This window comes from Pseudomonas mercuritolerans (assembly GCF_025706525.1).
GTDB lineage: Bacteria > Pseudomonadota > Gammaproteobacteria > Pseudomonadales > Pseudomonadaceae > Aquipseudomonas > Aquipseudomonas mercuritolerans.
In genome coordinates, this window is sequence record NZ_JAMSHA010000002.1 from 1 (window position 1) to 23,339 (window position 23,339).

Below are 23,339 nucleotides of genomic sequence, written 5' to 3' on the forward strand. Positions count from 1 at the left end.
ATTTTCAGAAGTTTTCGAAGAATTCTTCAACAACTTCAACCACTTGCGCTTCCGATCTCTCGTTAGCGGGAGGCGAATTCTACAGCGTTAATCGCTGCTGTCAACACCTCTTTTTCTCCGCTTTCGATCGAGAAGATCGAACCGTTAAAAGAGCCAAACATCACCGCTCTTTTAACTCCTTCCAGGCTTCGATGATCTGAAGCAAGCCGCTGCCGAAAACTGCGTAACTCTTTGAATCTCAAGGAGTTTTCCGTTTCGACTGCGCCGGAAGCGGGGCGAATTATAGACCTCTGGAATTCGCCGTCAACCCCTAATTCCAACTTTATTCAGATTTCAGCGTAATACGTGCGAACGCCTTCTTGCCAGCCTGGCAAACGTGAGTCGCGCCCAGTACATATATAAAGGAACGATCAACCACTTCACCATCAACACGCACGCCGCCCGCCGCCAACAGATCGCGCGCTGCTGCCGAGTTCTTCACCAGGCCCGCCTTATTAAGAACAGCAGCGATCGGCATATCTTCAGCCGAAGCCAGCTCGACCTCAGGCAAGTCATCCGGAAGCTCGCCATCCTTCATGCGATTTCCGGCACCACGGTGAGCATTCGCCGCCGCCTCTTCGCCATGGAATCGCGCAACGATCTCTTCAGCCAGCTTGATCTTGATATCACGCGGGTTCGCGCCAGCCTCAACGTCAGCTCGGAAGGCGTTGATTTCATCCATCGAACGGAAGCTGAGCAATTCGAAGTAACGCCACATCAGCGCATCCGGGATGGAGACCAGCTTGCTGTACATGACGCCCGGCGCTTCCTGGATACCGACATAGTTGCCCAGCGACTTGGACATCTTCTTCACGCCATCCAGACCTTCCAGCAATGGCATGGTCAGAATGCACTGGGCTTCCTGGCCATAACCACGCTGCAACTCGCGCCCCATCAGCAGGTTGAATTTCTGATCGGTACCGCCCAGCTCGACATTCGCGCGCAGCGCGACCGAGTCATAACCCTGAACCAGCGGATAGAGGAACTCGTGAATAGCGATTGGCTGGTTGGTGGTGTAGCGCTTGTCGAAGTCATCGCGCTCAAGCATGCGAGCGACGGTGTATTGCGAAGTCAGGCGAATAAAATCCGCCGGCCCCATCTTGTCCATCCAGGTGGAGTTGAATGCAACTTCGGTTTTCGCCGGATCAAGGATTTTGAAAACCTGAGTCTTGTAGGTCTCGGCATTCTCCAGAACCTGCTCACGCGTCAGTGGCGGACGCGTGGCGCTCTTGCCACTCGGATCACCGATCATCCCGGTGAAGTCACCTATAAGGAAGATCACCTGGTGCCCCAGTTCCTGGAACTGACGCAGCTTATTAATAAGCACGGTATGACCCAGATGCAGATCCGGAGCGGTCGGGTCGAAACCAGCCTTGATACGCAGCGGTTGGCCGCGCTTGAGCTTCTCGACCAGCTCGGACTCGACCAACAGTTCTTCCGCACCACGTTTAATCAGCGCTAGCTGCTCTTCAACCGACTTCATAACAGACCCGCAAGGCTCAGATTCAAAGGGAACCAACCATACAAGAACGCGCACCAATTACAAGTTTTGCCCGGCGCACGGACACCAATCCACAGACCCGAGGTCTGTAGACTTGCTTCAGCGATGATTTGGTTATATTTTATACAGTTATTTCATCTTCATCATGTCATTCATCTTTTCCAATTCATCTATTTCAAAGTCAAAAATTACCTATGACCACAGAACCGTCTAAAGCGCCCCCGCTTTACCCGAAGACCCACCTGCTTGCCGCAAGTGGAATTGCCGCCCTTCTCAGCCTGGCGCTGCTGGTATTCCCCTCCAGCGATGTTGAAGCCAAAAAGACGACTCTGAGTCTTGAACTGGAAAGTCCTGCTGAACAACTGACACAAGATCAAGACGCTGCCGACGCGGCTCAAGCCACAAACGAACCGGCAGCTTCGCCGTTCGCACAAATCGAAAACAGCGACGAAAACGCCGCGCAAACCGCTGAAACTTCGCCTGCACCTGTAGCGCCAGCGGAGAAACCAAAAGAGCCTGGCCACCGCGAAGTCGTGGTTTCCAAAGGCGACACGCTGTCCACCCTGTTTGAAAAAGTCGGTCTGCCAGCAGCCTCCGTGCATGAAGTGCTGGCTAGCGACAAGCAGGCCAAACAGTTCAGCCAGCTCAAGCGTGGTCAGAAACTCGAATTCGAACTGAATCCGGAAGGCCAGTTGACCAGCCTGCACAGCAAGGTCAGCGACGTTGAAACCATTACTCTGACCAAGAACGACAAGGGCTATTCATTCAACCGAGTTACCGCTAAACCAACGGTTCGCACAGCCTACGTTCACGGCGTGATAAATAGCTCGTTGTCGCAGTCCGCTGCCCGCGCTGGGCTTTCCCACAGCCTGACGATGGATATGGCCAGCGTGTTCGGCTACGACGTCGACTTCGCCCAGGATATTCGTCAGGGCGACGAATTCGATGTGATCTACGAGCAGAAAGTCGTCAACGGCAAGGCAGTCGGCACCGGCCCGATCCTGTCTGCGCGCTTCACCAACCGCGGCAAGACCTACACCGCTGTGCGCTACACCAACAAACAAGGCAACAGCAGCTATTACACTGCCGATGGCAACAGCATGCGCAAGGCTTTCATCCGGACGCCGGTTGACTTCGCCCGCATCAGCTCGAAGTTCTCCATGGGCCGCAAGCACCCGATCCTCAACAAGATCCGCGCCCACAAAGGCGTCGATTACGCAGCGCCGCGAGGCACGCCGATCAAGGCTGCCGGTGATGGCAAAGTCCTGCTGGCCGGCCGTCGCGGCGGTTACGGCAACACCGTGATCATTCAGCATGGCAACACCTACCGTACGCTTTACGGCCACATGCAGGGTTTCGCCAAAGGCGTGAAAACCGGCGGTACCGTCAAGCAAGGCCAAGTGATTGGCTACATCGGCACCACGGGCCTTTCCACCGGCCCGCATCTGCATTACGAGTTCCAGGTGAACGGCGTTCACGTCGATCCACTGGGCCAGAAGCTGCCGATGGCCGATCCGATCGCCAAGTCCGAACGCGCGCGCTTCCTCGCGCAGAGCCAACCGTTGATGGCGCGCATGGATCAAGAGAAGGCCACCATGCTGGCCTCGAGCAAGCGCTAAGCCATGGCCCTGTATATCGGAGTGATGTCCGGAACCAGTCTCGACGGGCTGGACATCGCCCTGATCGAGCAGACCTCGGCGATCAAACTGATCGCCACCCACTACCTGCCAATGCCTGAATCCCTGCGCGCCGAGCTGCTTGGCTTGTGCGCCAGCGGCCCCGACGAGATCGCCCGTTCGGCGATTGCCCAGCAACACTGGGTCGAACTTGCCGCGTCGGGCATTCACACCCTCCTCGCGAAACAACAATTGAAGCCCGATGCAATCCGCGCTATCGGCAGCCACGGTCAGACCATTCGCCATGAGCCGGCGCGCGGCTTCACCGTGCAGATCGGTAATCCAGCCCTGCTGACCGAATTGACCGGCATTGCCGTCGTCAGTGATTTCCGCAGCCGCGATGTTGCAGCGGGTGGCCAAGGTGCGCCTCTGGTGCCAGCCTTTCATGAAGCGTTGTTTGAAGCGCGTACCGATAACCAGGCAGTCTTGAATGTAGGCGGATTCAGCAATCTCAGCCTGATCGAGCCGAACAAACCTGTAGCCGGTTTCGATTGCGGGCCGGGGAATGTTCTGATGGACGCCTGGATTCACCGGCAACGTAGCGAAAACTATGACCGGGACGGCGAATGGGCCGCGACCGGCAAGGTTGAACCAACCCTGCTCAAGGCACTGCTCAGCGACCCGTTCTTCGTCACCAAAGGCCCGAAGAGTACCGGCCGGGAAGTCTTCAATCTGCCATGGCTGGAGCAGCATCTTTCACGCCTGCCAACCTTCGCAGCCGAAGACGTTCAGGCCACGCTGCTCGAACTGACGGCGCTGACCATCGTCGAGTCGCTACAAAGCGCTCAATCGGATACTCAGGAGTTGCTGGTCTGTGGCGGCGGCGCTCACAACGCCACGCTGATGAAACGTTTGGCCGCTCTACTGCCAGACACCACGGTCGCCAGCACCGCCACCCGCGGCGTTGATCCGGATTGGGTGGAAGCCATGGCCTTCGCCTGGCTGGCTCATTGCTGCCTCGAAGGCATCGCCGCCAACCGGCCAAGCGTCACTGGTGCTCGTGGCCTGCGCGTACTCGGCGCTATCTACCCGGCATAAGCTTCAGACACAAAAACGCCGCAGAACCGAAAGGCTCTGCGGCGTTTTGTTGCGTGCGGTGAACTGCGATCAGATCGAGAACGAAGAACCGCAACCACAAGTCGTTGTGGCATTCGGGTTCTTGATCACGAAGCGCGAACCTTCCAGACCTTCCTGATAATCCACCTCGGCACCGGCCAGGTACTGGAAGCTCATCGGATCGACCACCAGGCTCACGCCTTCGCGCTCGACGATTGTGTCGTCATCGGCCACGTCTTCATCGAAGGTGAAACCGTATTGAAACCCTGAACAACCGCCGCCCGTAACAAATACGCGCAGCTTCAAGCGATCATTCCCCTCTTCATCGACCAGGCTCTTCACCTTGTGCGCAGCACCTTGAGTGAATTGCAAAGCCGTGGGGGTGAAGGATTCGACGCTCATGCTGACTATCTCCCGGCGTTACGCCGCCATAATGCGTGATGACGCGCATTATCCGCTTGTCCTAGAAAATTGGTCAACTATTAGAGGAGCAGCGGCAAGCTTCAAGCGGTGAGCTTCAAGCTTGCCTCTGATCTCTTGTAGCTTGTGGCTTGAAGCTCGTAGCTGCTTTTAAGGCAGCATGCCGGCATGGGACAAACCGAAACGCTCGTCCAGTCCGAAGAGGATGTTCATGTTCTGCACCGCCTGACCCGAGGCGCCCTTCACCAGATTGTCGATCACCGAGAGCACGACCACCAGATCGCCATCCTGCGGACGATGCACAGCAATGCGGCAGACGTTGGCGCCACGTACGCTACGGGTTTCCGGATGGCTGCCGGCTGGCATTACATCGACGAACGGTTCGTTGGCATAGCGCTTTTCGAACAGTGCCTGCAGATCAACCGAGCGATCCGCTACTGTCGCGTAGAGCGTGGAGTGAATACCGCGAATCATCGGCGTCAGGTGCGGGACGAAGGTCAGGCCGACGTCCTTGCCCGCCGCGCGACGCAGGCCCTGGCGAATTTCCGGCAGATGGCGATGACCTTTTACCGCATAGGCCTTCATGCTTTCCGACGTCTCGGAGTACAAAGAACCTACAGCCGCACCACGCCCGGCACCACTGACGCCGGATTTGCAGTCGGCGATCAAACGCGATGCGTCGGCCAGACCTGCTTCAAGCAATGGCAGGAAACCCAGTTGCGTTGCGGTCGGATAGCAACCCGGCACCGCGATCAGGCGCGCTTTCTTGATCTGCTCGCGATTGACTTCCGGCAGACCATAGACCGCTTCGTCCAGCAGTTCCGGCGCGCCGTGTGGCTGGCCGTACCATTTGGCCCATTCATCAGCATCTTGCAAACGGAAGTCGGCGGACAAGTCGATGACCTTGGTACCCGCCGCCAGCAATTCGCCCGCCAGTGCGTGAGCCACACCGTGCGGCGTGGCGAAGAACACCACATCGCAAGCGCCGAGGGTTTTGATGTCCGGCACGCTGAACGCCAGCCCGTCATAGTGACCGCGCAGGTTCGGGTACATGTCAGCCACGGCCAGACCGGCCTCGGATCGGGAAGTGATGACGACCACTTCTGCCTGCGGATGCTGTGCCAACAGACGCAGCAGTTCGACACCGGTGTAACCCGTGCCGCCGACGATACCGACCTTGACCATAAACCTGCCCTCAACGAACCCACTGGAAAGCCGTCGATAATAGGGGCCGCGCGCGCCTGCGACAACCGCCAAGGTGACGCGCGGACGCTCAAGCCTCTACTATCTGGCTACCGTGAATGAGGGAATAACCAAAAATGCTCTATCTATGGCTCAAAGCGTTTCACATTGTCAGCGTCGTCTGCTGGTTTGCCGGGCTGTTCTACTTGCCGCGCCTGTTCGTTTACCACGCGCAAAGCGCAGACACGATCAGCCAGGAACGCTTCAGCGTCATGGAGCGCAAGCTGTATCGCGGCATCATGGGCCCGGCGATGATCGCCACGCTGATCTTCGGTGGCTGGCTGATCTACCTCAACCCAAGCCTTTTCAGCCAGGGCGGCTGGATTCACGCAAAACTGACTCTGGTCGTGCTGCTGATCGGTTACCACCATATGTGCGGCGCGCAGGTCAAACGCTTCGCCCGTGGCGAAAACACCCGCAGCCATGTCTTTTATCGCTGGTTCAATGAAGTGCCGGTTCTGATATTGCTGGCTATCGTAATTCTGGTCGTGGTCAAGCCGTTCTAACTTCAATCGATAGAAATCTTCGGGGGTTCACAATGTCGCTGCCCGCTGTGCTCGAACAACGTCTGCGTCTGCCCGTGGTAGCGGCGCCGATGTTCCTGATCTCCAATCCGGAACTGGTGCTCGCCTGCTGCCGCAACGGCGTGGTCGGCAGTTTTCCGGCTCTGAACCAGCGTGAAAGCAGTGGGTTCAAGGCCTGGCTGGAACAGATCGAAGCGGGCCTGGCGACGCTGGTTAATCCGGCCCCTTATGCCGTGAACCTGATTGTTCATCACAGCAACCCGCGTCTGCAGGCGGATCTGGACATCTGCGTCGAGCACAAGGTGCCGATCGTTATCACCAGCCTCGGCGCGGTGAAGGAACTGGTCGACGCGGTGCACAGCTATGGCGGTCTGGTTTTTCATGACGTGACCACGCGGCGCCATGCCGAGAAAGCCGCTGAAGCCGGTGTCGACGGGCTGATTGCCGTCGCGGCCGGTGCCGGCGGGCATGCCGGCACATGGAGTCCGTTTGCGCTGATTGCCGAAATCCGTGAGTTCTTCGACAAGACGCTGTTGCTTGCAGGATGTCTGAACCACGGCCATGAGATTCTCGCCGCGCAGCTGCTCGGTGCGGACTTGGCCTACTTCGGTACGCGATTTATCGGCACAACAGAAAGTCACGCGCCTGACGCTTATAAAGAGATGCTGCTGACAGCCAAGGCTGCCGACATCATTCATACTCCAGCGGTGTCGGGAGTGCCGGCCAGTTTCATGCGCCAGAGCCTGGAGGCGGCCGGTTTCGACATGGCGGCCCTGCAAGGCAAGGGCGAGGTGAACTTCGGCGACAAGCTCAAGCCGATCAACGATGAAGCCAAGGCCTGGAAGACCGTGTGGTCGGCGGGCCAGGGAGTTGGTCAGATTGACGATCTGCCGAGTGTGGATCAATTGATTGCACGGCTCGACGCTGAATATCGTCAAGCCCAAACGCGCGCTGCACAGCTGCCACAACGCTGGCCGCGCTGAAACATATATCCGGCCAGTCCTGATCAGACTGGCTGCCCAATGAATCGCGACAAGGATGCCTCGGCCATGAGCGACCCCCGTTACAAGATCGTCTTCGACGGCGCGCTGCAGCCCGGTGTCGACCTCACCACCGCCAAGCTGAATCTGGCGGATCTGTTCAAAAGCGATGTGTCCGCCATCGAGCGTCTGTTCAGTGGCCGCGCCGTCGCTCTCAAACGTGATCTGTCCCACAGTGAAGCCCAGACGTATCTGCAGGCACTGAACAAAACCGGGATCGATGCGCGGATCGAAGCGGAAACCGCCATCGAGCTGAATCTGGCGGATGTCCACGATAACCCTGCAGCGGTGGCCGAACCGGACTCGCCTTACGCGCCACCCCGCGCAAATGTCGGCGAAACTCTGCCGCCGTTCGCCACGCTCAAGCCATTCAGCGTCGAAGGCCGGATCGGTCGCCTGCGCTTTCTGGCCTGGACCATGGTCTTGAGCCTGGTGACCCTGCCCATCGTCGGCGTGTTCGCGTTGATTGCCTTGGGTCTGGTCAGTGGCGACTCGACCACCGGGCTGATCCTCGGCGGGATCCTGGCGGTCTTCCTGTTCATTGGCTTCATGATCGTCAGCATTCTGTTCAGCGTTCAGCGTCTGCACGATATCGGCTGGTCGGGCTGGCTGTGGCTGTTGAATCTGGTGCCGTTCGTGGGCAGTTTTTTCCCGCTGGTGATGATGGTCGTACCCGGCAATGCCGGCGCCAACCGTTATGGGCCGCCGCCACCGCCCAACAGCACGGCGGTCAAAGTGCTGTGCTCATTGTGGATCGTATTCTTCGCGCTGATTTTTGCCGGCGGCCTGCTTGGCGGCTTCTCGGCTGTCCAGGAAGAATATGAAAGCAATCTTGAAAGCAGCTATGACAGCGGCTCGGTGACCACCGACGAAGTCGAGGTTGTCGAACCGCCAGCGATTTCCGCTGACGAGGCAGCCGAACCGGCGCAGGCCCCTGTAGACTCTGCGCAAGAATGAACAGCGCTCCCTGCCGCGACAACCGCGTCGCCGGCGCGGAGCTGTTGCGATGGAGAACTGCATGACCCGTTACGCTCTGATCACTGGTGCTTCCAGCGGCATCGGCCTGGCCATGGCCGAAGCGCTGGCCCGGCGCGGCCGCAGCCTGATTCTGGTGGCACGACAGCGTGATCAGCTGGAAAGTATCGCCATCGAGCTGACCCAGCGTTTCGATGTCGAAGTATTGTTTCGCGCCTGCGATCTCGGCGAACCGTTGCGACTTTCCGGTTTTTTGCTGGAGCTTGAAGAAGGTGACCGGCAGATCGATCTGCTGGTCAACTGCGCCGGCATCGGCACTTGCGGGCCATTTCTCGCGCAAGACTGGATGACCGAGCAGGACCTCATCGAGGTCAACATCCTCGCCCTCACCCGCCTCTGCCATGCGCTGGGCAACAGCATGGCGCTGCTGGGTGGCGGGCAGATCCTCAATGTCGCCTCGGTGGCTGCGTACAGCCCCGGCCCATGGATGAGCACGTACTACGCCAGCAAAGCCTATGTGCTGCATTTTTCCGAAGCCCTGCGCGTGGAGCTCAAACAAAGCGGCGTGAAAGTTTCGGTGCTGTGCCCCGGCCCGACGCGCACACCGTTCTTCCGTACCGCACAGATGAGCAGCGAAAAGATTGAAAGCAGCCACTCGCTGATGAGTCCGGAAGAGGTCGCACTGCACGCCGTACGTGCACTGGATAAAAACCGCGCCATCATTATTCCCGGACGGCGCAACCGCTGGCTGGCGTTCCTGCCGCGACTGGGTTCACGCTGGCTTAACCGGACGATTGTCGGCATGGTCAATAAAGCTTACTGCCCCCGCTAGGAACACGACTTCGCAGCGGTACACTCGATTCAGCCCAACTCAACGGAGAAACAGCAGTGGATACTCTGTTCACCAAGATCATTAACCGGGAAATCCCGGCCAATATCATTTACGAGGACGACCAGGTTCTGGCCTTCCACGACATCGCCCCACAGGCTCCGGTGCACTTTCTGGTGATCCCGAAAAAACCGGTGCGCACGCTCAACGACCTGACCGAAGACGACAAGGCGCTGGCCGGGCACATTCTGTTCACCGCGCAGCGTCTGGCACTGGAGCTGGGCTGCGAAGAAGGCTTCCGCGTGGTGATGAACTGCAATGAACTTGGCGGGCAGACTGTCTATCACATCCATATGCACGTGCTGGGGCAGCGCCAGATGAACTGGCCGCCGGGCTGATTGGCGACAACCAACTGTGGGAGCGAGCCTGCTCGCGAAGGCGCCGATACATTCAACACTTCAGTAGCCGATAATCCGCTTTCGCGAGCAGGCTCGCTCCCACAAAAAAGCCTGACCGCCCAGCAAGTGACCCAGCGCAAACCCTCGCCGGCCGATTCGGTTAAACTGACCGCCGAGATTCTTCCCGGAGGTCAGCATGACTACCCAACGTCACTACTCGCCCATAGACCGTCTGCTGCTGCAAGCCGATGCCGCGATGCGCACTCTGTTGCCCTCCAGTGGCCAGCCCTACCGCCCGTCGCCAGCGATTCTGCAGCCGGATACGCCACTGAGCGATGAAGACACCCGCCATGTCGCCGGTCTGATGCGCATCAACCATACCGGCGAAGTCTGCGCACAGGCGCTGTATCAGGGCCAGGCACTGACCGCCAAGTTGCCGCAGGTGCGCGAAGCCATGGAGCACGCGGCTGAAGAAGAGATCGATCATCTGGTCTGGTGCGAGCAGCGCATCCATCAGCTGGGTAGCCACACCAGCGTGCTGAATCCACTGTTTTACGGCATGTCGTTCGGCATCGGCGCGGTGGCCGGACTGATCAGCGACAAAGTCAGCCTTGGTTTCGTTGCGGCGACCGAGCATCAGGTCTGCAAGCACTTGAACGAACATCTGGAGCAATTGCCGGCAGAGGACGAGAAATCCCGGGCGATTCTCGAGCAGATGCGCATCGATGAAGAACACCATGCGGAAAGCGCGTTGGATGCGGGCGGGTTTCGTTTTCCGGCGCCAGTGAAGTTCGGCATGAGTTTGTTGGCGAAGGTGATGACCAAGAGTACTTATCGGATCTGAGATCTGTGTCGGTGCTGATGACCTCTTCGCGAGCAGGCTCGCTCCCACAGAGGTTTTGTGTGAGGCATGAAAAAGGCGACCAGGAGGTCGCCTTTTTTGTTTCCGGGAATCTTAGGTCGGCATGTTGCGCGCGTAGAAGATTTCCAGCATTTCGTGTTTCACACGGTCGGTCACCTGGGCACGTTGCTCGGGCGAGAGGTTGCTGGTGGCGTCGCCGAACAGGTAGTTGTCCAGTTCGAAGTTCTTCAGCAGCATTTTGGTGTGGAACAGGTTTTCCTGGTACACGTTCACGTCGGTCATCTGGTACGCGTCGCGGGTGTCTTCGGAGAGGTAGTTCTGGATCGAGTTGATCTCGTGGTCGATGAAGTGCTTGTTGCCTTCAACGTCACGGGTGAAGCCGCGCACACGGTAATCCACGGTCACGATGTCCGAATCGAACTGGTGAATGAGGAAGTTGAGCGCTTTGAGCGGTGAAATGACACCACAAGTCGACACGTCGATATCCACACGGAAGGTCGCAATACCGTCGTCCGGATGGATTTCCGGATAGGTGTGCACCGTGATGTGGCTCTTGTCGAGGTGGGCCAGAATGATTTCGGGCAACGGGCCCGGCGATTCTTCGATCTGGCTGTCAGTCGGGGTTACCGGCTCTTCCGAAATCAGAATCGTGACGCTGGCGCCCTGGGGTTCATAGTCCTGACTGGCGATGTTCAGGATGTTGGCACCAATGATCTCGACAACTTCTGTGAGAATCTGCGTCAGGCGTTTCGCGTTGTACTCTTGATTGATGTACTCAACGTAAGCCTGCTGGTCTTGCGGGGTCTCCGCGTAGCAGATGTCATAGATGTTGAAGCTCAAGGTCTTTGTCAGGTTATTGAACCCGTGGAGCTTGAGTTTGCTTTTCACCGTTAAAAACTCTCTATGTATGCGGCGCGGCCGCGTGATCAAGCATGCCCGTCAAGTGCGAACAACGCACCTGCGTAGGACGGTTAACACCTCTTCGCGATGGCGATTTTGGTTATCTGTTCAGGCGGATGACCTGTCGGCTGACCGATCACTGCCCTGAAAAAAGTGGCGCATTATGCAGACGTCAGCGGGGGATCGCCAGAGTCTGCACTGCTTTTATGATAGTTGAATGTCGGTTCAGCCGAGTTCGACGATTTCATAGTCGTGAGTAATTGCCACGCCAGCCGCGCCGAGCATGATCGACGCCGAGCAATACTTCTCGGCCGACAGCTCGATGGCGCGCTTGACCTGAGCTTCTTTCAGGCCCCGGCCCTTGACCACGAAGTGCATGTGGATCTTGGTAAAGACCTTGGGATCTTCAGTCGCACGCTCGGCATCGAGGAAGGCTTCGCAGCTTTCAACGGCCTGGCGCGACTTCTTCAGGATGCTGACCACGTCGAAGTTGCTGCAACCGCCGACACCCAGCAAGAGCATTTCCATCGGGCGAACCCCGAGGTTACGACCACCGGCGTCCGGCGGGCCGTCCATCACCACGACATGACCGCTACCGGATTCGCCGAGGAACATGGCTTCGCCAGCCCATTGGATGCGTGCCTTCATCGCCCAGACTCCACTGTAAAAAAAGGGTCGCCAGCTTAGCACAGCACTTTGTCCCGACAGGAACGACGTCCTAGGACGGATGCTTTCTGGCTGTAGGTAATTTCTCGAATTTACGACGAAGTGTCTGGTAAGCTGGCGCCAATTCGCTGGCGCCAATTCGTCAGCTCTGTAGCGACCGCCTTCAGCGCCTCATAAAAACTCAAACATCACCGTGCAGTCTTTTCGGGATACAACCATGGTTGCTATTACCCCCACACCCAAAATCAAGAACATCGACAAGCTGTTGATGCATTGCCAGCGCCGGCGTCATGCGGCCAAGAGCAACATCATCTGCGCCGGCGATCGCTCGGACACGCTGTACTTCATCATCAAGGGTTCGGTCACCATCCTCATTGAAGACGACGATGGTCGCGAGATGATCATCGCTTACCTCAACGCCGGGGATTTCTTCGGCGAACTGGGTCTGTTCGAGCAAGCAGGTCAGGAGCAGGAACGCAGCGCCTGGGTGCGGGCGAAGGTCGAATGCGAAACCGCGGAAATCAGTTACGCCAAGTTCCGCGAGTTATCGCAGCAGGATCCAGACATTCTCTACGCGCTCAGCGGACAAATCGCACAGCGCCTGCGCAACACCACCCGGAAAGTCGGCGACCTGGCGTTTTTCGACGTAACTGGCCGCGTCGCCCGCTGCCTGCTGGAGCTGTGCAAACAGCCGGACGCCATGACCCATCCGGACGGCATGCAGATCAAAGTCACCCGTCAGGAGATCGGCCGGATTGTCGGTTGTTCACGGGAGATGGTCGGCCGCGTGCTCAAGGATCTGGAAGAACGCAATCTGGTCGACGTGAAGGGCAAGACCATGGTGGTCTTCGGTACGCGCTAAGCTCGTAAATCAGGCACTGTAAATCTGCGCCAGCATCAAACGAAACAATTCATCGAGACGCGCCAACGCCTGTGGCGCGTTGAATTTCTCATGCAGGGCGATGTGGCTTTGCGCCCTCACCCGCTGCTCCAGGCCGCAGGCTTCGTTGAAGCGATTGACCGCAGCGACCATCGCTTCGCGCTCGTCATCCATAAGCATCGCACCGTGCACCAGCCCCACCGGACGCTGGCCGCCCTGACTCTGGCGCCAGCGCTGGGCGGTGCCGACCATTTTGCGACCGTCGAGATTGACGTTGAAACGACCATCACAGAATGCGCCGTCGATTTCGCCCACCGACGAGGTGCCGCCCAGTTCGTCCAACAACTGACAGATCGGATCGCACAGACGGCGGTAGGCGGTTTCGATGCGGTTCAGATCGCCTTCACTGCGAGGCGGGGCATACACCAAGGCAATGTTGATGGTTGCAGCGGATTGCGGGACGGGCTCACCGCCGGTCTCGCGCAACAGCACCGGCCAGCCAGCGGCAGCGGAGACTTCGCAGGCGTGGTCGAATTGCGCGAGACGGTTGAGGCGGCGCGGCATGACCAGCGCGCGGTCGGTGGGTTGCCAGAACAGCAGGCCGAATTCGGCGTCGCCAGCGCAGACCGAGGCCAGCAAGTCCTGCTCGGCTTGCAGGCCGGATTCGATGGTCAGCGGGGTTGGCAGCGACATAACAGGCTCCGGCAACATGGAAATCTTTAGCGGTTTCGATGGGTCCTTCGCGAGCAGGCTCGCTCCCACACTGGAATGCAATCCTCTGTGGGAGCGAGCCTGCTCGCGAATGAGGTCGACTCGGTCAGTCGAGGGTCGACCCGCTGATCGGCACACCACGTTCCGGGAAGAACAGGCGCTGCAATTCAATGCCCGGATTTTCCGCGCGCATGAACGCTTCGCCGACCAGGAACGAGTACACGTCGCTGATTTCCATCAGCTCAACGTCGGCCCGATTGAGGATGCCGCTCTCGGTGATCACCAGGCGATCGCGCGGGATACGCGGCAGCAGATCGAGAGTGGTTTCCAGGCTGACGTCAAAGGTGTGCAGGTTGCGGTTGTTGACCCCGACCAGCGGCGTGTCGAGCGTCTTCAGCGCGCGCTCCAGCTCGTCACCGTCGTGCACTTCCACCAACACGTCGAGACCGACGCCTCTGGCTACGGCGGCCAGCTCGGCCATTTTCACGTCGTCCAGTGCGGAGACGATCAACAGCACGCAATCGGCACCCAGCGCTCGGGCTTCAACGATCTGGTACGGATCGATCATGAAATCCTTGCGGATCACCGGCAGCTTGCAGGCGGCGCGCGCCTGTTGCAGGTAGGCATCGGCGCCCTGGAAGTAATCGATGTCGGTCAGCACCGACAGACAGGTGGCCCCACCCTTTTCGTAGCTCTTGGCAATGTCTGCCGGCACGAAGTCTTCGCGGATCACGCCTTTGCTCGGCGAAGCCTTTTTGATTTCGGCAATCACGGCCGGTTGCTTCTTCTTCGCTTGCGTCAGCAAAGCCTGGGCAAAACCACGGGGTGCATCGGCCGCCTTGGCCAGACTTTCCAGCTCGCTCAGGCTGACCCGGGCGCTGCGCTCGGCGACTTCCTCAACCTTGCGCGCCAGAATGTTTTCCAGAACCGTCGGTACACTCATCCTTCATTCTCCACTTTGAATACCGCGGTAAAGGCACCCAGCTCCTCGAGTTTTTCCCGAGCGAGGCCGGTGTGCAGCGCGTCGTGCGCCAGCTCCACACCTTGTTTCAGACTGCTTGCCAGGTCGGCGGCGTACAGCGCCGCACCGGCATTGAGCACAATCATCTCGGCAGCTTTCTGACCGTTTTCGGTTTTGCGCTTGCCCAGGGCATCGCGGATCAGCGCCAGCGATGCTTCCGGGCCTTCGACGGACAGGCCGTGCAGGCTCTGGCTCTTCATGCCGAGGTCTTCCGGTTCGACCCAATACTCAGTGATTTCGTTGTTCTTCAGCTCGGCAACAAAGGTCGGCGCGGCGAGGCTGAACTCATCCAGACCGTCCTTCGAATGCACGACCAGCACGTGTTTGCTGCCCAGTCTTTGCAAGACTTCGGCCAATGGCCGGCACAGCGTCTGGGTGAATACGCCGACGACCTGATGTTTCACACCGGCCGGATTCGTAAGCGGGCCGAGCATGTTGAACAGCGTGCGCAGGCCGAGTTCGCGGCGCGGGCCGGCGGCGTACTTCATGGCTTTGTGGTGGGTCTGGGCGAACATGAAACCGATGCCGACGTTGTCGATGCAGCGCGCGACCTGCACCGGGGTCAGGTTCAGATAAATGCCGGCAGCTTCCAGCAGATCGGCACTGCCGCTCTTGCCGGACACCGCGCGGTTGCCGTGCTTGGCCACGGTGCAACCGGCCGCTGCGACAACAAAGGAAGACGCGGTCGATACGTTGAAGATGTTCGCACCGTCACCGCCGGTGCCTACCACATCGACTACGCCGTCGAGGGTTTTCAGCTCGACCTGATCGGCCAGCTCGCGCATCACCGACACCGCGCCGACGATTTCGTCGATGCTCTCGCTCTTCATGCGCATGGCCATCATGAACGCGCCGATCTGCGCTTCGGTGCACTGGCCGGTCATGATCTCGCGCATCACATCGCGCATTTCATCGGTGCTGAGGTCGAGGTGTTCGACGATACGGCTGAGGGCTGTCTTGATGTTCATGGGAAGTCCTTAGCGCGTGCCGCCGGTTTGTTTGAGGAAATTGGCAAACAGTTCATGACCCTGCTCGGTGAGGATCGACTCGGGGTGGAACTGTACACCCTCGATGTTCAGGGTCTTGTGACGCAGCCCCATGATCTCGTCGACCGAGCCGTCGTCGTGCTGGGTCCACGCGGTCAGCTCGAGGCAATCGGGCAGGCTGTCGTGCTTGACGATCAGCGAGTGATAACGGGTAACGGTGAGCGGATGATTGAGGCCGGCAAACACGCCCTTGTCCTCGTGGAATACCGGGCTAGTCTTACCGTGCATGACTTGGCGGGCACGCACCACATCACCGCCGAAGGCCTGGCCGATGGACTGGTGGCCGAGGCAAACGCCGAGGATCGGCAGTTTGCCGGCGAAGTGCTTGATCGCGTCGATGGAAACGCCCGCCTCGGTGGGCGTGCACGGCCCGGGGGAAACCACGATGCGCTCGGGATTCAGCGCTTCGATTTCGGCGATGGTCAGTTCGTCGTTGCGCACCACTTTGACCTCGGCACCCAGCTCGCCGAGGTATTGCACAACGTTGTAGGTAAAGGAGTCGTAGTTGTCGATCATCAGCAACATGGCGTTTCGAACCTCTTGAATTCTGACTTGATGACAGCCTTCAGATGACTTGCCCGCAGGGCGCTGCGCGATGTCGGACGCGCACAGGGCGCCAGCACAGCGGCATTTCAAACAGACAAGGAAGGCAAAGCGATACAGATCCGGCGGAGCCGGCAGAGAAGATTCAGGCGCGCCAACGCCAGCGGGCGTGTGCCTTGATGACTTGATCCAGAAGTTTGCTGGTGATCAACACGGGGAAGGTCTCGTTCATACGTTCCGGCACAGTAACTTAGCTGGGCGGAGCGTGCAATATGGCGGGGCCTGCGGGTTATAAAACGGCAGAGGGATTCACGACCGATGGCAAAATGCCGAAAGTTTTTGGTACTGTCGTTTCGTTCACCTACAACAATAAATAAACGGACTTGCTCATGATCAGACAGACGTTGTTTGTACCGCTGGCCAGCTGCCTTCTCGCACTCGCCTGCGCCCAGGCCAATGCAGCGCCCAATCCTTATTCCAGTTTCATCGTCTTCGGTGACAGCCTCAACGATGCCGGCACTTTCGCCGACAGTGGCGGCCCGGCGGGCTCCACCGAGCGCTACACCAACCGCACCGGGCCGGTGTATCAGGATGGCAGCGGCGAAGTTTTTTCATTGAATTCCACCCAGTTGCTCGGCGGCCGCCTGGGCTTTTCGCCCGACCAGACAGCCTCTTCCAGCTCCGCAGTGCGCGCGGAAAACGGCCAGCCCGACGGCAACAACTGGGCGGTCGGTGGTTATCGCACCGACCAGATTCTCGACTCGATCACCACCCAATCGGCCACCGGCGAACGCACCCGTGCCGGATACCTGCCGTCGAACGGCTTCCGCGCCGACCCGAATGCGCTGTATTACATTTCCGGTGGCGGCAACGACTTCCTCCAGGGCCGCATTCTCAGCCTACCTCAGGCCAACGCCGCAGCCGATCGATTGGCCGACAGCGTTCAGACCCTGCAGACCGCTGGCGCCAAATACGTGATGGTCTGGCTGCTGCCCGACGTGGGCCTGACACCGGCCCTCAATGGCACGCCGCTGCAAGCGTTCAGCAGCACCCTCGCCAACCAGTTCAACAGTCAGTTGGTGACGCGCCTGCAAGGCATCAACGCCGAAGTCATTCCGCTGAACATTCCGGTGCTGCTCTCGGAAGTCTTCGCCGACCCGGGACGCTTTGGTCTGGCTACCGATCAGAACCTCACCGCCACCTGCTTCAGTGGCAATAGCTGCACGGAAAACGCCCGCTACGGGATCAACAGCGCCACGCCGGATCCGACCAAACTGATCTACAACGATGGCGTACACCCGACCGAATCCGGGCAAAAACTGATCGCCGATTACGCCTATTCGCTGTTGGCTGCGCCGTGGGAATTGAGCCTGCTACCTGAAATGGCCCACGGCACCGTGCGTGCGCATCAGGATGAATTACGCAACCAATGGCAGGCAGACTGGGAGAACTGGCAAGCGGTCGGTCAGTGGCGCGCGATTGTCTCGGCCGGCGGACAGCATCTGGATGTCGACAGCCAAAGCAGCGGCGCCAGTGCCGATGGCAGCGGTTACAACCTCAACGTCGGCGGCAGCTATCGCTTGAACGAGGCTTGGCGCGTGGGTGTGGCGGCCGGTTTGTACCGGCAGAATCTCGAGGCTGGGCACAACGATTCCGACTACAAACTCAACAGCTACATGGCCACCGCGTTTGCCCAGTTCCAGCAGAACCGCTGGTGGGCCGACGCGGCGCTGACCGGCGGCAAACTCGACTACGACAATCTCAAGCGCAAGTTCGACCTCGGCGCCAGCGAGGGCGCGGAAAAAGGTGATACCGACGGCAGCCTGTGGGCGTTCAGCACGCGCCTGGGCTATGACATTGCGCAACCGGGCAGCCAATGGCATCTGTCGCCGTTTGTCAGCGCTGATTACGCCAGTGTCGATGTCGACGGTTACTCGGAAAAGAGCAACCGCGCCACCGCGCTGACCTTCGATGACCAGAGCCGCGATTCGAAACGCCTGGGCGTGGGCATCCAGGGCAAGTACAACTTCACCGCGCAAACCCAGGTGTACGGCGAATACGCCCACGAGCGTGAGTACGAAGATGACGTGCAGAAGGTCAACATCGCACTCAACACCCTGCCGGCCAATGACTTCACCCTTGAAGGCTACACACCGGCAAGTCACCTGAACCGCTTGAGCCTGGGTGTCAGTCACAAGCTCACGGCGGATCTGGCGCTGCGTGGCGGTTATACGTTCCGCAAGGATGATGACTTCAAGCAGCAGGGACTGAATGTCGGGGTTGTGCTGGATTTCTGAGTCGTAGATGCAAAAAAGCGGCGCCTGTCAGGGCGCCGCTTTTTTTATGCCTCAACACAAAACCCAATATGGGAGCGAGCCTGCTCGCGAAAGCGCCGGGTCAGTCAATATCAACGGTGACTGACACATCCTCTTCGCGAGCAGGCTCGCTCCCACATGGGAAATTGCGTGGATCAGGCGTCCGGGGTCTGCTCGGCCAGGGCCACGGCGCGGAACATCGCGCGGCGTTTGTTCAGGGTTTCTTCCCATTCCAGCGCCGGCACCGAGTCGGCGACGATGCCGCCGCCGGCCTGTACGTGCAATTCACCGTTCTTGATCACCGCCGTGCGAATGGCAATGGCGGTGTCCATGTTGCCGTTCCAGGCGAAGTAACCGACCGCGCCGCCGTACACACCGCGCTTGACCGGCTCCAACTCGTCGATGATTTCCATCGCGCGAATCTTCGGCGCGCCCGACAACGTACCCGCCGGCAGAATCGCCCGCAGTGCGTCCATTGCGGTCAGGCCCGACTTCAACTGGCCGGTGACGTTGGAGACGATGTGCATCACATTGGAATAACGCTCGATGACCATTTTCTCGGTGAGCTTCACCGAACCGATTTCCGAGACTCGCCCGGTGTCGTTGCGGCCCAGATCGATCAGCATCAAGTGCTCGGCGATCTCCTTGTCATCCGAGAGCAGGTCCTGCTCCAGCGCCACATCGGCTTCTTCGGTGGCACCGCGTGGGCGCGTGCCGGCGATCGGACGCACGGTGATCAGGTTGTCTTCGACGCGCACCAGCACTTCCGGCGAACTGCCGACGACGTGGAAATCGCCGAAGTTGAAGAAGTACATGTACGGCGTCGGGTTGAAGCACCGCAGGGCGCGGTACAGATCGATCGGCGCAGCCTTGAAGTCGATCGACATGCGCTGCGACGGCACCACCTGCATGCAGTCGCCGGCAAGGATGTATTCCTTGATGGTGTCGACGGCTTTTTCGTAATCGTCCTGGGTGAAACTGGAACGAAACACCGGATCGGCCGATTGCTGTTTGCTGAAATCCAGGCCACGACGCGGGGTGATCGGCTGACGCAGTTGCTCGAGCAGTTCCTGCAACCGCGCCTGGCCTTGCTCGAAGGCATCGGCCTGCGCAGGGTCGGCGAGGACGATCGCGTGCATCTTGCCGGCCAGGTTGTCGAACACCACAACGGCGTCGGAAACCATCAGCAGAATGTCCGGCACGCCCAGCGGATCCGGGTTCGGGCATTTGCCCAGACGCTTCTCGACATAGCGCACACAGTCGTAACCGAAGTAACCGACCAGTCCACCGTTGAAGCGCGGCAGGCCGGCGATGGTCGGCACGTTGTAGCGCGCTTTGAAGGTTTCCACGAAGGCCAGCGGGTCTTCGACGTCATGGCTTTCGGTCTCGACGCCATCGACGGTGATGCTGACGTGATGATCATGAACCCGCAGCACGGTGCGGCACGGCAAGCCGATGATTGAATAACGGCCCCATTTCTCGCCGCCCTGCACCGATTCGAGCAGGTAGGAATTGGGCTGGTCGGCCAGTTTCAGGTAGATCGACAGCGGCGTGTCGAAGTCGGCCAGGGTTTCGCAGGCCAGCGGGATGCGGTTATAGCCGTCAGCGGCCAGACGCAGGAATTCTTCGCGATTCATAAGGTGCCTCGTGGTGTGAGGTGCAATCAGTCAGGTATGCAAACGCGCCGGCACGGCCGGCCAGAATCAGTCAGGCGCGCCAACGCCAGCGGGCCAGGGCCTTGATGACTTTCATCCAGAGTTTGCGGGTGACCACCACGATGGCGTTTCCAGAAGGGGGTTGAACAGCGTCGGGCAACGTTATCCCACCGGCCAGATCCAGGCAACCGGGAATTAGTTTGCGCAAATCGTCGATCACCAGTGCCGGCGATTCCTCGGCAATCGGCCGGCCATGGTTGTAGCCATAACTCAGCGCCACACACTTGACCCCCGCTGCTTTCGCCGCCTGCACATCGCTGCGCGAGTCGCCGACGAACAACGATTGCGAGGCCGGGATATTGGCCATTTTCATCACGAAAAACAGCGCCGCCGGGTCAGGCTTCTTCTGCGGCAGGGTATCGCCGCCGATGATCCACTTGAAGTAGCGGCCGATCTTCATCTGATCGAGCAGCGGCGCGACGAAGCGCTCGGGCTTGTTGGTGATCAGCGCCATGGCCACGCCTTGCTTGTGCAGCCACTTGAGCGTGTCGCGCACACCGGGATAGACCACGGTCAGCTCATGGCTGGCGCCGTACGCCTCCATGAAAATCTCCAGTGCGCGCTCGGCTTCGGCGTCATCCACCGCCGAATGATCGATGCTACCGGCCAAGGCCCGACGCACCAGCACCGGCGCGCCATTGCCGACCCATTCGCGCACCGATTCGATACCCGCCGGCGGACGGCCGAGGGAGAGCAGCATGGTGTCCACCGCCGCTGCCAGGTCGGGAACCGAATCGATCAGCGTGCCATCCAGATCGAACATCACCAACCGTGGCAACTGCCCCGGGAACAACTGCTCAAAACCGCTCATGGGCGCGCCAGTGCCAGTTCGGAACGCATCTTGTCGATGACTTCCTGATAGTTCGGCGCGTTGAAAATGGCCGAGCCGGCGACGAAGGTGTCAGCGCCAGCAGCGGCAATCTCGCGGATATTGTTGACGTTGACGCCACCGTCGATTTCCAGACGGATGTCGCGGCCCGAGGCGTCGATGATCGCCCGCGCTTCACGCAGTTTGTCGAGGGTGCCGGGAATGAACTTCTGCCCGCCGAAGCCCGGGTTGACGCTCATCAGCAGGACCATGTCGACCTTGTCGATCACGTACTTGAGCACGTCCAGCGGAGTCGCGGGGTTAAACACCAGACCGGACTTGCAGCCGCCTTCGCGGATCAGTTGCAGCGAGCGATCGACGTGCAAAGTAGCTTCCGGGTGGAAGGTGATGTAGGTCGCGCCAGCTTCGATGAAGTCGCCGACGATGCGATCAACCGGGCTGACCATCAGGTGCGCGTCGATCGGTGCGGTGACGCCGTACTTGCGCAGTGCCGCGCAGACCATCGGGCCGATCGTCAGGTTCGGTACGTAGTGGTTGTCCATGACATCGAAGTGGACGAAGTCGGCGCCGGCGGCGAGAACGTTGTCCACTTCCTCGCCGAGGCGGGCGAAGTCGGCGGAGAGGATCGACGGAGCAATTACGAAGGGCTGCATGACGCACCTGTGCTGAGCTAAATCACGATGGCGCGCATTGTATACCTCAAGTTTCCACGCGCGCACCGGGACCGCGATGATTGGGTTGTGCCATGAGCCCTCAGCGACCGCGCCTCAGTAAGCCGCGCGGTAGATCTTCTCGATGTCGCCGGGGCTGAGTTTGCGCGGATTGTTGCGCATCAGCCGCTCGATGCCGGCGGCCTCCACGGCCATCGCCGGGATTGCTTCCTCCGGCACGCCGAAACTGCGCAGCCCGGCAGGGATTTCCACCGCTGCGCACAGGTCGGTCATGGCCTGTACGGCTTTGTCTGCGGCTTCGCTGGCGCTCAGATGCGCGGTCTTCACGCCCATGGCTTCGGCAATATCCTGCATGCGTTCGACGCAGGCCATTTTGTTCCAGGTCATCACATAGGGCAGCAGCAAGGCATTGCTGACACCGTGGGCAATGTTGAAGCGACCGCCCAGCGGATACGCCAACGCATGCACCGCACCGACCCCGGCGTTACCGAACGCCATGCCGGCCATGAGGCTGGCGGTGGCCATGTCTTCACGCGCTTGCAGGTTGCCGCCGTTGGCGTAGGCCTTGGGCAGAGCTTTGGCGATCAGCTTGATTGCGCCGATGGCGAGGGAGTCGGTGATCGGCGAGGCGTTCACCGACAGATAGGATTCGATGGCGTGCACCAGTGCATCGACACCACTGGCGGCGGTGACGCTGCGCGGACAGGTCAGGGTCATTTGCGGGCTGACCAGCGCCACATCCGGCAACAGATAGTCGCTGACGATGCCTTTCTTCAACTGCGCGACCTTGTCCGAGAGGATCGCCACGTTGGTGACTTCAGAGCCAGTGCCAGCGGTGGTCGGAATGGCGATCAGCGGCGGGCCTTTGCGCGGTACCTGATCGACGCCGAACAGATCTTCCAGCGCACCGTGGTAGCCGGCGTAGGCGGCGACACTCTTGGCAATGTCGATGGCGCTGCCACCGCCAAGGCCGATCAAGCCGTCATGCCCGCCTTCGCGATAGGCGCGCATGCAGTCTTCGACGATGGCGATTTCCGGATCGGGCAGCACACGGTCGAAAATCTCGTATTCGCGCCCGCCGAGTTGCACCAGCGCCAGCTCGACAGTACCGGACTTGACCAGCGCGGCGTCGGTGACGATCAACGGGTTGTCAATGTCGAGGCGGGTGAGTTCGGCGGCCAGTTGTTCGATGGCTGCGGCGCCGGTGATCAGTTTATGAGCGATTTTGAACTGGGACAGACTCATGGTGCGCAGCCTCTTATAGATGTGGGAGCTGGGCACAAGATTAGCTGGGGATTTGGGGTTGTCTGCTATTCAGGTCATGAATGACCAAAAGCAAAAGCCCCTCACCCTAGCCCTCTCCCAAAGGGAGAGGGGACTGACCGAGTTGTTTGGGAGAAGTACACCGACTTGCGATACCAAGTCGAACTCAGGCTTTGAAAAGCCCAACGTTCTGCTCCCTTTCCCCCTCGCCCCCCTG

Annotated in this window: 24 protein-coding genes; 10 read left to right on the top strand and 14 right to left on the bottom strand. The window is 59.5% G+C overall.

Features of this window, described 5'->3' with window-relative positions; translation table 11 throughout:
• Nucleotides 1–62: 62 nt before the first annotated feature.
• A complete protein-coding gene (locus ND528_RS04760) occupies nt 63–242 on the bottom strand; it encodes a hypothetical protein (RefSeq protein ID WP_263469811.1) in 180 nt (59 codons plus the stop codon).
• Nucleotides 243–322: 80 nt separating this feature from the next.
• A complete protein-coding gene (gene tyrS, locus ND528_RS04765) occupies nt 323–1,522 on the bottom strand; it encodes a tyrosine--tRNA ligase (protein ID WP_263469812.1) in 1,200 nt (399 codons plus the stop codon).
• 212 nt (nt 1,523–1,734) lie between these two features.
• Here tyrS and ND528_RS04770 point away from each other — a divergent pair, with 212 nt between their 5' ends.
• Together ND528_RS04770 and ND528_RS04775 are read left to right on the top strand one after the other, a co-directional pair.
• Complete coding sequence (locus ND528_RS04770; protein WP_263469813.1) at nt 1,735–3,159, top strand: peptidoglycan DD-metalloendopeptidase family protein; 1,425 nt, start codon at nt 1,735–1,737, stop codon at nt 3,157–3,159.
• Nucleotides 3,160–3,162: 3 nt separating this feature from the next.
• A complete protein-coding gene (locus tag ND528_RS04775; protein ID WP_263469814.1) occupies nt 3,163–4,254 on the top strand; it encodes an anhydro-N-acetylmuramic acid kinase in 1,092 nt (363 codons plus the stop codon).
• Nucleotides 4,255–4,323: 69 nt separating this feature from the next.
• Here the strand turns inward: ND528_RS04775 and erpA are convergent, their stop codons facing one another.
• Together erpA and argC are read right to left on the bottom strand one after the other, a co-directional pair.
• Entirely contained in the window at nt 4,324–4,674 is a 351-nt protein-coding gene (gene erpA, locus ND528_RS04780) for an iron-sulfur cluster insertion protein ErpA (protein ID WP_007918905.1), read from the bottom strand.
• 168 nt (nt 4,675–4,842) lie between these two features.
• Complete coding sequence (gene argC, locus ND528_RS04785; RefSeq protein ID WP_263469815.1) at nt 4,843–5,877, bottom strand: N-acetyl-gamma-glutamyl-phosphate reductase; 1,035 nt, start codon at nt 5,875–5,877, stop codon at nt 4,843–4,845.
• A 134-nt stretch (nt 5,878–6,011) separates the two neighbouring features.
• Here argC and hemJ point away from each other — a divergent pair, with 134 nt between their 5' ends.
• From hemJ to coq7, 6 genes are all read left to right on the top strand, one after another.
• On the top strand, nt 6,012–6,440 hold the full coding sequence (gene hemJ, locus ND528_RS04790; RefSeq protein WP_039757756.1) for a protoporphyrinogen oxidase HemJ: 429 nt from the start codon (nt 6,012–6,014) through the stop codon (nt 6,438–6,440).
• 32 nt (nt 6,441–6,472) lie between these two features.
• On the top strand, nt 6,473–7,441 hold the full coding sequence (locus tag ND528_RS04795) for an NAD(P)H-dependent flavin oxidoreductase (protein ID WP_263469816.1): 969 nt from the start codon (nt 6,473–6,475) through the stop codon (nt 7,439–7,441).
• 66 nt (nt 7,442–7,507) lie between these two features.
• A complete protein-coding gene (locus ND528_RS04800; RefSeq protein ID WP_263469817.1) occupies nt 7,508–8,455 on the top strand; it encodes a DUF805 domain-containing protein in 948 nt (315 codons plus the stop codon).
• Nucleotides 8,456–8,516: 61 nt separating this feature from the next.
• Complete coding sequence (locus ND528_RS04805) at nt 8,517–9,305, top strand: SDR family NAD(P)-dependent oxidoreductase (protein WP_056786709.1); 789 nt, start codon at nt 8,517–8,519, stop codon at nt 9,303–9,305.
• Between the two features lie 56 nt (nt 9,306–9,361).
• A complete protein-coding gene (locus ND528_RS04810; RefSeq protein WP_016772924.1) occupies nt 9,362–9,700 on the top strand; it encodes a histidine triad nucleotide-binding protein in 339 nt (112 codons plus the stop codon).
• 196 nt (nt 9,701–9,896) lie between these two features.
• On the top strand, nt 9,897–10,544 hold the full coding sequence (gene coq7, locus ND528_RS04815; protein ID WP_217865091.1) for a 2-polyprenyl-3-methyl-6-methoxy-1,4-benzoquinone monooxygenase: 648 nt from the start codon (nt 9,897–9,899) through the stop codon (nt 10,542–10,544).
• Between the two features lie 111 nt (nt 10,545–10,655).
• Here coq7 and speD read toward each other — a convergent pair whose 3' ends face one another.
• A complete protein-coding gene (gene speD, locus ND528_RS04820; protein ID WP_024014530.1) occupies nt 10,656–11,450 on the bottom strand; it encodes an adenosylmethionine decarboxylase in 795 nt (264 codons plus the stop codon).
• Between the two features lie 237 nt (nt 11,451–11,687).
• Nucleotides 11,688–12,110, bottom strand: coding sequence for an OsmC family protein (locus ND528_RS04825; protein WP_016772921.1), 423 nt, complete (start codon nt 12,108–12,110; stop codon nt 11,688–11,690).
• 235 nt (nt 12,111–12,345) lie between these two features.
• Between ND528_RS04825 and crp the strand changes: the two genes are divergently transcribed.
• Nucleotides 12,346–12,990: a cAMP-activated global transcriptional regulator CRP gene (crp, locus tag ND528_RS04830; RefSeq protein WP_016772920.1), complete on the top strand. Its 645-nt coding sequence runs from the start codon at nt 12,346–12,348 to the stop codon at nt 12,988–12,990.
• Between the two features lie 9 nt (nt 12,991–12,999).
• Here crp and ND528_RS04835 read toward each other — a convergent pair whose 3' ends face one another.
• The 4 genes from ND528_RS04835 to ND528_RS04850 all read right to left on the bottom strand — a co-directional run bounded on the left by ND528_RS04835 (nt 13,000) and on the right by ND528_RS04850 (nt 16,311).
• Entirely contained in the window at nt 13,000–13,701 is a 702-nt protein-coding gene (locus ND528_RS04835; protein WP_212617267.1) for a lipoate--protein ligase family protein, read from the bottom strand.
• A 124-nt stretch (nt 13,702–13,825) separates the two neighbouring features.
• Entirely contained in the window at nt 13,826–14,662 is an 837-nt protein-coding gene (gene trpC / locus ND528_RS04840; protein ID WP_263469818.1) for an indole-3-glycerol phosphate synthase TrpC, read from the bottom strand.
• Nucleotides 14,659–15,708, bottom strand: coding sequence for an anthranilate phosphoribosyltransferase (gene trpD / locus ND528_RS04845; RefSeq protein ID WP_016772917.1), 1,050 nt, complete (start codon nt 15,706–15,708; stop codon nt 14,659–14,661). Before trpD ends, trpC begins: the two co-directional genes overlap by 4 nt.
• Nucleotides 15,709–15,717: 9 nt before the next feature.
• On the bottom strand, nt 15,718–16,311 hold the full coding sequence (locus tag ND528_RS04850) for an aminodeoxychorismate/anthranilate synthase component II (protein ID WP_041476683.1): 594 nt from the start codon (nt 16,309–16,311) through the stop codon (nt 15,718–15,720).
• 407 nt (nt 16,312–16,718) lie between these two features.
• Here ND528_RS04850 and estP point away from each other — a divergent pair, with 407 nt between their 5' ends.
• A complete protein-coding gene (gene estP, locus ND528_RS04855) occupies nt 16,719–18,626 on the top strand; it encodes an esterase EstP (protein WP_263469819.1) in 1,908 nt (635 codons plus the stop codon).
• A gap of 173 nt (nt 18,627–18,799) precedes the next feature.
• On the opposite strand, the gene trpE is transcribed toward estP, so the two are convergent.
• The 4 genes from trpE to ND528_RS04875 all read right to left on the bottom strand — a co-directional run bounded on the left by trpE (nt 18,800) and on the right by ND528_RS04875 (nt 23,104).
• Entirely contained in the window at nt 18,800–20,281 is a 1,482-nt protein-coding gene (trpE, locus tag ND528_RS04860) for an anthranilate synthase component I (protein ID WP_122612453.1), read from the bottom strand.
• A 70-nt stretch (nt 20,282–20,351) separates the two neighbouring features.
• Nucleotides 20,352–21,170, bottom strand: a complete 819-nt coding sequence (locus ND528_RS04865) for a phosphoglycolate phosphatase (RefSeq protein WP_263469820.1) — start codon at nt 21,168–21,170, stop codon at nt 20,352–20,354.
• Nucleotides 21,167–21,841, bottom strand: a complete 675-nt coding sequence (rpe, locus tag ND528_RS04870) for a ribulose-phosphate 3-epimerase (protein ID WP_007918813.1) — start codon at nt 21,839–21,841, stop codon at nt 21,167–21,169. Before rpe ends, ND528_RS04865 begins: the two co-directional genes overlap by 4 nt.
• A 114-nt stretch (nt 21,842–21,955) precedes the next feature.
• Nucleotides 21,956–23,104 (bottom strand): iron-containing alcohol dehydrogenase, encoded by a 1,149-nt coding sequence (locus tag ND528_RS04875; RefSeq protein WP_130911498.1) that lies wholly within the window; start codon nt 23,102–23,104, stop codon nt 21,956–21,958.
• Nucleotides 23,105–23,339 lie beyond the last annotated feature (235 nt).

What these genes read in the sequence shown, in the direction of transcription:
- ND528_RS04850 (WP_041476683.1), bottom strand. Translation starts at nt 16,311, where the DNA reads ATGTTGCTGATGATCGACAACTACGACTCCTTTACCTACAACGTTGTG.
- ND528_RS04825 (WP_016772921.1), bottom strand. Translation starts at nt 12,110, where the DNA reads ATGAAGGCACGCATCCAATGGGCTGGCGAAGCCATGTTCCTCGGCGAA.
- crp (WP_016772920.1), top strand. Translation starts at nt 12,346, where the DNA reads ATGGTTGCTATTACCCCCACACCCAAAATCAAGAACATCGACAAGCTG.
- ND528_RS04805 (WP_056786709.1), top strand. Translation starts at nt 8,517, where the DNA reads ATGACCCGTTACGCTCTGATCACTGGTGCTTCCAGCGGCATCGGCCTG.
- ND528_RS04775 (WP_263469814.1), top strand. Translation starts at nt 3,163, where the DNA reads ATGGCCCTGTATATCGGAGTGATGTCCGGAACCAGTCTCGACGGGCTG.
- erpA (WP_007918905.1), bottom strand. Translation starts at nt 4,674, where the DNA reads ATGAGCGTCGAATCCTTCACCCCCACGGCTTTGCAATTCACTCAAGGT.
- coq7 (WP_217865091.1), top strand. Translation starts at nt 9,897, where the DNA reads ATGACTACCCAACGTCACTACTCGCCCATAGACCGTCTGCTGCTGCAA.
- tyrS (WP_263469812.1), bottom strand. Translation starts at nt 1,522, where the DNA reads ATGAAGTCGGTTGAAGAGCAGCTAGCGCTGATTAAACGTGGTGCGGAA.
- hemJ (WP_039757756.1), top strand. Translation starts at nt 6,012, where the DNA reads ATGCTCTATCTATGGCTCAAAGCGTTTCACATTGTCAGCGTCGTCTGC.
- trpD (WP_016772917.1), bottom strand. Translation starts at nt 15,708, where the DNA reads ATGAACATCAAGACAGCCCTCAGCCGTATCGTCGAACACCTCGACCTC.
- ND528_RS04795 (WP_263469816.1), top strand. Translation starts at nt 6,473, where the DNA reads ATGTCGCTGCCCGCTGTGCTCGAACAACGTCTGCGTCTGCCCGTGGTA.
- ND528_RS04875 (WP_130911498.1), bottom strand. Translation starts at nt 23,104, where the DNA reads ATGAGTCTGTCCCAGTTCAAAATCGCTCATAAACTGATCACCGGCGCC.
- argC (WP_263469815.1), bottom strand. Translation starts at nt 5,877, where the DNA reads ATGGTCAAGGTCGGTATCGTCGGCGGCACGGGTTACACCGGTGTCGAA.
- rpe (WP_007918813.1), bottom strand. Translation starts at nt 21,841, where the DNA reads ATGCAGCCCTTCGTAATTGCTCCGTCGATCCTCTCCGCCGACTTCGCC.
- ND528_RS04865 (WP_263469820.1), bottom strand. Translation starts at nt 21,170, where the DNA reads ATGAGCGGTTTTGAGCAGTTGTTCCCGGGGCAGTTGCCACGGTTGGTG.
- ND528_RS04800 (WP_263469817.1), top strand. Translation starts at nt 7,508, where the DNA reads ATGAGCGACCCCCGTTACAAGATCGTCTTCGACGGCGCGCTGCAGCCC.
- trpE (WP_122612453.1), bottom strand. Translation starts at nt 20,281, where the DNA reads ATGAATCGCGAAGAATTCCTGCGTCTGGCCGCTGACGGCTATAACCGC.
- ND528_RS04835 (WP_212617267.1), bottom strand. Translation starts at nt 13,701, where the DNA reads ATGTCGCTGCCAACCCCGCTGACCATCGAATCCGGCCTGCAAGCCGAG.
- trpC (WP_263469818.1), bottom strand. Translation starts at nt 14,662, where the DNA reads ATGAGTGTACCGACGGTTCTGGAAAACATTCTGGCGCGCAAGGTTGAG.
- estP (WP_263469819.1), top strand. Translation starts at nt 16,719, where the DNA reads ATGATCAGACAGACGTTGTTTGTACCGCTGGCCAGCTGCCTTCTCGCA.
- ND528_RS04770 (WP_263469813.1), top strand. Translation starts at nt 1,735, where the DNA reads ATGACCACAGAACCGTCTAAAGCGCCCCCGCTTTACCCGAAGACCCAC.